The organism is Streptomyces luteolifulvus, assembly GCF_008806595.1.
Taxonomy (GTDB): Bacteria; Actinomycetota; Actinomycetes; order Streptomycetales; family Streptomycetaceae; genus Streptomyces; species Streptomyces luteolifulvus.
Genome location: NZ_VZRB01000078.1, coordinates 1 through 7,836, shown reverse-complemented (window position 1 = coordinate 7,836; position 7,836 = coordinate 1). Strand labels below are relative to the sequence as shown.

At 71.3% G+C, this 7,836-nt stretch carries 2 protein-coding genes; both read left to right on the top strand.

The annotated features are described in order from the left end of the window. Window positions 1–6,078 (top strand): type I polyketide synthase (locus tag F7R91_RS41395; RefSeq protein ID WP_150958993.1); only part of this gene is annotated, 6,078 nt, incomplete at its 5' end. Window positions 6,079–6,136: 58 nt separating this feature from the next. Continuing rightward, on the top strand, window positions 6,137–7,836 hold a 1,700-nt coding region (locus F7R91_RS41390; RefSeq protein ID WP_191971892.1), incomplete at its 3' end, for a type I polyketide synthase.

Sequence of the window (7,836 nt, the reverse complement as noted above, 5' to 3'; positions counted from 1 at the left end):
TACTCCTCGATCGCGGGTCTGATCGGTAATGCGGGACAGGCCAACTACGCGGCGGGCAACACCTATCTGGACGCGCTGGCCCAGTACCGTTCGGCCCTCGGACTGCCCGCCGTCTCCCTGGCCTGGGGCCTGTGGGACCGGACCAGCACCATCAGCGGCGAGCTCGGCGAGGCCGACCTCCAGCGCATCAAGCGCCTCGGCCTGCTCCCGCTCGCCGCCGGCGAAGCAATGGACCTGTTCGACACGGCCACGACGGGAACCGAGCCGGTCCTGGCCGTCACCCGCATGGACACCGCTGCCCTTCGCGCACGGCGGCAGCCGCCGACCCCGCTGTTCCGGGCGCTCGTTCCAGCCGGTCCGCGCCGCGCGAGCGACGCACACGGCGATGGCCCCTCCTCGCTCGCCCAGCGCCTCGGCACCCTGCCCGAGGCCCAGCGCGCCCAGGCCCTCATCGACCTCGTGCGCGCCCAGGTCGCCCATGCTCTCGGCCACTCCGACCCGTCCGCCATCGACGCCGAACGTGCCTTCCAGGACCTCGGCTTCGACTCGCTGACCGCCGTCGAGCTGCGCAACCAGCTCAACACCGCGACCGGACTGCGCCTGCCGAGCACGCTGATCTTCGACTACCCCAACTCCACCGTTCTTGCCTCGCACCTGGCCTCCCAGCTGTTCGGCTTCGAAACCAAAGAGGAGGACACAAGGGCCGCCGTCGTCACGGCGGACTCAGCCTCCCTGGAGCCCATCGCGATTGTGGGGATGGCGTGCCGTTACCCGGGCGGGGTGTCCTCTCCCGAGGGCCTGTGGAACCTCGTGGTGAACGGCGTCGACGCGGTCAGCGAGTTCCCGGCCAACCGTGGCTGGGACATGGAGAAGCTGTACGACCCGGATCCGGACCACGCGGGCACCTCGTACGTCCGTGAGGGCGGCTTTCTGCACGACGCCGACCTGTTCGACCCGGAGTTCTTCGGCATGTCGCCGCGCGAAGCCCTCGCGACCGACCCGCAGCAGCGCCTGCTGCTGGAGACGGCCTGGGAGACTCTGGAGAACGCAGGTGTCGTCCCGGCGGAACTCCGTGGCAGCCGCACCGGCGTGTTCACCGGCGTGATGTACCACGACTACGCCACCACCACCGGGTCCGTCCCCGAGGAACTGGAAGGCTACCTCGCCGCGGGCAGCGCGGGCAGCGTGGCCTCCGGCCGTCTGTCGTACACCTTTGGTTTCGAAGGTCCGGCGATCACCGTGGACACGGCCTGCTCGTCGTCGCTGGTGGCCTTGCACATGGCCGCGAGTGCGCTGCGCAACGGCGAGTGCGACCTGGCCCTCGCCGGCGGTGTCACGGTCATGGCGACGCCCACCACCTTCGTGGAGTTCTCCCGCCAGCGGGGACTGTCCACCGACGGCCGCTGCCGCGCATTCTCGGACGACGCGGACGGCACCGGCTGGTCGGAGGGTGTTGGTCTGCTCCTGGTCGAGCGGCTGTCGGACGCCCGGAAGAACGGCCATCGTGTCCTGGCGGTCGTTCGCGGTACGGCGGTCAATCAGGACGGGGCGAGCAATGGTCTGACGGCGCCCAACGGTCCGTCGCAGGAGCGGGTGATCCGTCAGGCTCTGGCCAACGCCGGTCTCACCACGAGTGACGTGGACGCCGTTGAAGCGCATGGCACCGGCACGCGTCTGGGCGACCCGATCGAGGCGCAGGCGTTGCTGGCCACCTACGGCCGGGACCGGTCGGCCGACAAGCCGCTGTACCTCGGCTCGTTGAAGTCGAACATCGGTCACTCTCAGGCCGCGGCCGGTGTCGGTGGCGTGATCAAGATGATCGAGGCGATGCGTCATGGTGTGCTGCCCAGGACGCTGCATGTGGGCGAGCCGTCCCGTCATGTCGACTGGGAGGCAGGCGCAGTCGAGCTGCTGAGCGAGACGCGGGAATGGCCCGTGGCAGACGGCCGACCTCGCCGCGCCGGCGTCTCCTCCTTCGGTATCAGCGGCACCAACGCCCATGTCGTCATCGAAGAGGCTCCCGCGGCCGCGGCCGCTGGAGCCTCGGCGGAGAAGACCGCTCTGCGTCGCGAGCCGACTGTGACCCCCTGGGTGCTGTCCGGCAAGACCGAACAGGCCCTGCGCGACCAGGCCGCCAAGCTACTGGCCCACGTGAAGGCCCACCCGTCGCTGTCCGCGCAGGATGTGGCTTTCTCGCTGGCTACTGAACGGGTTGCCTTTGCGCATCGTGCGGTGGTGACGGGTGCGGATCGGACCGAACTCGCCAAGGGATTGGGTGAGGTGGCGGCCGGTTCGATGGCTTCAGGTGTGCGTTCCTCGGGTGGGACGGCGTTCCTGTTCACCGGGCAGGGCGCGCAACGGCTGGGGATGGGCCTGGGGCTGTATGAGGCGTTCCCTTTGTTTGCCGCGGCCTTTGATGAGGTGGCGGCGGTGTTGGATGTGTTTCTGCCGCGTGCGCTGCGGGAGGTGATTGCGGACGGGGTGGGGCTGGATCGTACGGAGTTCACGCAGCCGGCGTTGTTCGCGGTCGAGGTGGCTCTGTTCCGGCTGGTTCGGTCGTGGGGGATCGTCCCGGATTTTGTGGCGGGTCACTCGATCGGGGAGCTGGCGGCCGCGTATGTGGCCGGTGTGTTCTCGCTGGAGGATGCGGCGCGGCTGGTGGCTGCCCGGGGTCGTCTGATGCAGGCCGCGCGGTCCGGTGGGGCGATGGCCGCGATCCAGGCCACGGAGGACGAGGTACGCGGGTCCCTCCTGGCCCACGGCGAGGAACACATCGCCGTCGCGGCGGTCAACGGCCCGCGCGCCACCGTGATTTCCGGCGACGAGAACGTTGTCGTGGAGGTCATGGAGGACTGGCGGGCCAAGGGAACGCGGGTGACGCGGCTGACTGTCTCGCACGCGTTCCATTCCCCGCACATGGACGGCATTCTCGACGAGTTCCGGCAGATCGCGTCCACCGTCACCTTCGACAAACCCCGTATCCCGCTGGTCTCCACCCTCACCGGCCGCCTCGCCACCGAGGAGTTGACCACCGCGGACTACTGGGTGGAACAGCTGCGGGGCGCGGTCCGTTTCTCGGACGCGATCGCGTCGCTGGAGGCGGCCGGAGTCAGCACGTATCTGGAGATCGGCCCGGACGCCGTCCTGACCGCGCTGGCCCAGGAGACTGCCGATGCCGCCACCGCCGTACCCCTGCTGCGGCGCGACCGCGACGAGGCCGTCACGGTGGTCTCCGGCATCGGCCGGGCGTTCGCCGCGGGTGTCGAGGTCGACTGGTCGGCCCACCTCGGCGCCGCCGGCTCCGTCTCCCTGCCCACCTACGCCTTCCAGCGCGAGCGCTACTGGCTGGAGCACACAGCCGTCGCCACGGGCCACGAGCCCGCCGACGTGTCCGCGCTGGGCCATCCGCTGCTCGCCTCCAAGGTCGAACTCGCGGGCGGCGAAGGGGTGGTGTTCAGCGGCCGCGTCTCGGGCGAGACCCACCCGTGGCTGGAGGCGTACGCCGTCCTGGACACCCCGGTGCTGCCTCCCGCCGCGCTGGTGGACCTCGTCGTGCGCGCCGGTGACGAGTTGAGCCTGAACACGCTGGCCTCGCTCAAGGTGCACACCCCGCTAGTGCTCTCCCGGCTCACCTCGACGGAGATCCAGGTCGCGCTCGTCGACACCGACGAGCCGGGCACTTGTGCCTTCACCGTGTACGCCCGTCCCGCCGACGAGGGCGCCCACTGGACCACGTACGCGGAAGGCACCCTGTCCGCCGCCCCCCTGCCGCAGCTGGACGTCGACGGCGCCGGTGGCAGGGAGGTGACACTCGCCGACGAGTTGTTGCCGGACGCCGTCCGCCACGCACTGCACCCGGCGCTGCTGCACGCGGCCCTCCACGAGGTGGAGGTCGCCGACGCGATCGCTCCGGCCCGCGCCGGTACCGTCCTCGTCCCCGCCGAATGGCACGACGTGCGGCTGCACGCGAGCGGCGCCACGGCCGTACGCGTGCGGTGGCAGACCCTGGACGAGCGGACCCTCGCGGTCCAGCTCACAGACGCCGCCGGCGGGCCGGTCCTCACGGTCGGCAGGATGGTCTTCGAGGACGTACCGTACGACCGGTTCACCGCTGTCGGCAGCGCGGTGCTGCCGCTGTACCGCACGGAGTGGGCGAGCGCCGACCTGCCTGCGGCCGAAACCCCGTTGCGCTGGGCCGAGTTGGGAGCGGGCGAGGGCGGCGGAACCACCTATCCGACCCTCGCCGACGCGGCGGTGGCCATCGCGGCGGGCGCCCCCGTGGACGCCTTGCGCATGTGGGTCCACGCCGAGGCGGATGCCGACGTGGTCGACGCGCTGCACCTGCGCGTCCATGAGGCCCTTGCCGTGGTCCAGGAGTACCTGGCCGACGAGCGTCTCGGCGAGGTTCCGCTGGTCGTCGTCACGCGCGGTTCCGTCACCACGGGAGTCGGGGCAGTCGCCGACATGGCCGGTGCCGGGGTCCGGGGCCTGCTGCGCTCCGCGCAGGCGGAGGCGCCGGGCCGGATCTACCTCGTCGACGTGGAGCACCAGCCGGGCGGTGATGGCGCGCCCGAAGACCTCGACGCGCTGTTCTCGGCGGTCGTCGCCGCCGACGAGCCCCAGGCCGCCGTCCGCAACGCCGAGATCCGCCTGCCGCGTCTGCGGCGCAGCGCTTCCGGCGCTGCCCGGACCGAGGGCGCCGATGTCGCCCGGGCCCCCGAGGGCACCGTTCTGATCACCGGCGGCACCGGTGCACTCGGCGCTCTGGTGGCCCGCCGGCTGGTGACCGGGCACGGCATACGGCACCTGCTGTTGCTCAGCCGCGAAGGCGCCGCAGCGCCCGGTGCCGACGCCCTCGTCAAGGAGCTCGCCGAGGCGGGCGCCACGGTCAGGACGGTGGCCGCGGACGCAGGGGATCGCGCCCAACTCGCGGCAGTCCTGGACGACATACCCGCCGAGCATCCCCTCACCGCGGTCGTCCACACGGCGGGCGTCCTCGACAACGCGCTCGTCTCCGACCTGACCACACAGAGCGTGGACGCCGTCCTCGGGCCCAAGGCGGACGCGGCCTGGCACCTGCACGAACTGACGAAGGACATGGACCTGTCCGCCTTCGTGCTGTTCTCGTCCAGCGTGGGCGTCACCGGCGGTGCCGGCCAGGCCAACTACGCTGCCGCCAACGCGTTCGTCGACGCGCTGGCCGGACTTCGCGACGCGCAGGGCCTCGCGGCCACCGCGATCGGCTGGGGCCTGTGGGACGCCGACGAGATCGGAGGCGGACTCAATGCCGGTCTCGGCGAAGCCGGCCGTAAGCGCTACACCAGGGAGGGGTTCCGGTTCATCCCTGCGAAGGAGGGCCTCCAGCTGCTGGATGCGGCGCTCACCGACGGGGAAGCCCAACTCATCGCCCTGCCCCTGGACCTCGCGGCCCTGCGGGCGCACGGACAGGTGCCCGCGATGCTGCGCGGCCTGGTCCCGCTGCCGGACCGTCGGGGCGCCGCCAACAGCGCCGATGAGGCGGGCGGCGGGGCCACCGGCGCCGCACCGCTGCAGGCGCGGATGGCGGCACTGCCCGGCCCGGAGCGCGAGCAGATCGTGCTCGACCTGGTCCGCGGCGAGATCGCTGCCGTACTCGGCCATGCCGGAGCCCACCAAGTGGCTGCCGACCGCGCCTTCCAGGACCTCGGCTTCGACTCGCTGACCGCGGTCGACCTGCGGAACCGGCTGATGGCCCAGACCGGGCTGCGCCTGCCGTCCACGCTCGTCTTCGACCATCCGAACCCCCAGGCACTGGGTTCCCACCTCCTGGACCGTATGGAGGCGGAGCGCGGACCGGGCGGAACCCCCGCCCTGGAGGAGCTCGACCGCCTGGAGGCGACGCTGCTCGGCGTCGACGCCCCCGACGACGAGGAGACCCGCTCCAGGGTCGCCGCCCGGCTCCAGGCGCTCCTGGCGCGACTCACGGAGGCGGACGCACCCGAGGACGACGTGGCCGACGTCGCCGAGTCGATCGAGTCTGCCTCGGCGGACGACCTCTTCGCCTTCATCGACAACCAGCTCGGCCGTTCCGCGAACTGAACCTCGGCGGGGGCGCCGCACCGGCGCCCCCGCCCAAACCGAGGAGAAACGAACCAGCATGGCTACTGAGTCCAACGACCGGACCCAGCAGACCCCCGACGCCGCCAAGGGACAGACCAACGAGGAGAAGCTGGTCGAGTACCTGAAATGGGTGACCGCCGATCTGCACAAGGCCAAGCAGCGGATCACCGAGCTGGAGTCGGCAGAGGACGAGCCCGTCGCCGTCGTCGGCATGGCGTGCCGCTACCCGGGCGGGGTGACCACTCCGGCCGAGCTGTGGAAGCTCGTCGCCGACGGGGTGGACGGCATCACCCCGTGGCCCACCGACCGCGGCTGGGACATCGAGGACCTGTACGACCCGGAGCCCGGCAAGCCAGGCAAGTCCTACACCCGTGAGGGCGGCTTCCTGGACGGCGCCACCGAGTTCGACGCGTCCTTCTTCGGCATCTCGCCCCGCGAGGCCCTGGGCATGGACCCGCAGCAGCGCGTCCTGCTGGAGACCGCCTACGAGGCCCTCGAAAGCGCCGGCCTCGACCCGGCGGCCCTCAAGGGCAGCCGCACCGGCGTGTTCGCCGGGCTCGTGGAGCAGAGCTACCTCGACCGCGAGGGCCCCGAGGAACTCGAGGGCTACCTCATGACGAGCAAGCTCTCCAGCGTGGCCTCGGGCCGTATCGCGTACACCTTCGGCTTCGAGGGCCCGGCCGTCTCCGTGGACACGGCCTGCTCCTCCTCCCTCGTGGCCCTGCACATGGCTGTGCAGTCGCTGCGCTCGGGCGAGTCCACGCTCGCCCTCGCCGGCGGGGTGACGGTCAACGGCTCGCCGAGCGGCTTCGTGGACTTCTCCCGCCAGCGTGGCCTGGCCGCCGACGGCCGCTGCAAGTCGTTCTCCGACGACGCGGACGGCACCGGCTGGTCCGAGGGCGTCGGCATGCTCGTCGTCGAGAAGCTGTCGGACGCCCGCAAGAAGGGCCATCGTGTCCTCGCGGTCATTCGGGGTACGGCGGTCAATCAGGACGGGGCGAGCAATGGTCTGACGGCGCCGAACGGGCCGTCGCAGGAGCGGGTGATCCGCGCCGCGCTGGCCGACGCCGGTCTGACCACGAGTGACGTGGACGCGGTGGAGGCGCACGGCACCGGCACGCGTCTGGGCGACCCGATCGAGGCACATGCGCTGCTGGCCACGTACGGTCAGGGGCGTCCCCCCGGGCGCCCGCTCTACCTGGGCTCTCTGAAGTCGAACATCGGTCACTCTGTCGCGGCGGCGGGTGTCGGTGGTGTGATCAAGATGATCGAGGCGATGCGTCATGGTGTGCTGCCCAGGACGCTGCATGTGGGCGAGCCGTCCCGTCATGTGGACTGGGAGGCGGGTGCGGTCGAGCTGCTGACCGAGGCGCGCGAATGGCCCGCCACGCCTGACGGCCGCCCCCGCCGCGCGGGCGTCTCCGCCTTCGGTGTGAGCGGCACCAACGCCCATGTGATAGTCGAACAGGCCCCGGCCGAGGAAGCCCAGGAAGCCGATCCGGCCGAGGTCGCCCTCCCCGTCGTCCCTTGGGTGCTGTCCGGCAGGAGTCCGGCCGCCGTACGCGACCAGGCCGACCGCCTGCTGTCCTACCTGGAGGCGCACCCGTCGCTGTCCGCACAGGATGTGGCTTTCTCGCTGGCTGCTGAGCGGGTGGTGTTTGAGCATCGTGCGGTGGTGGCGGGTGCGGATCGTGCCGAACTTGTCGAGGGGTTACGGGAGTTGGCTGCGGGTTCGGT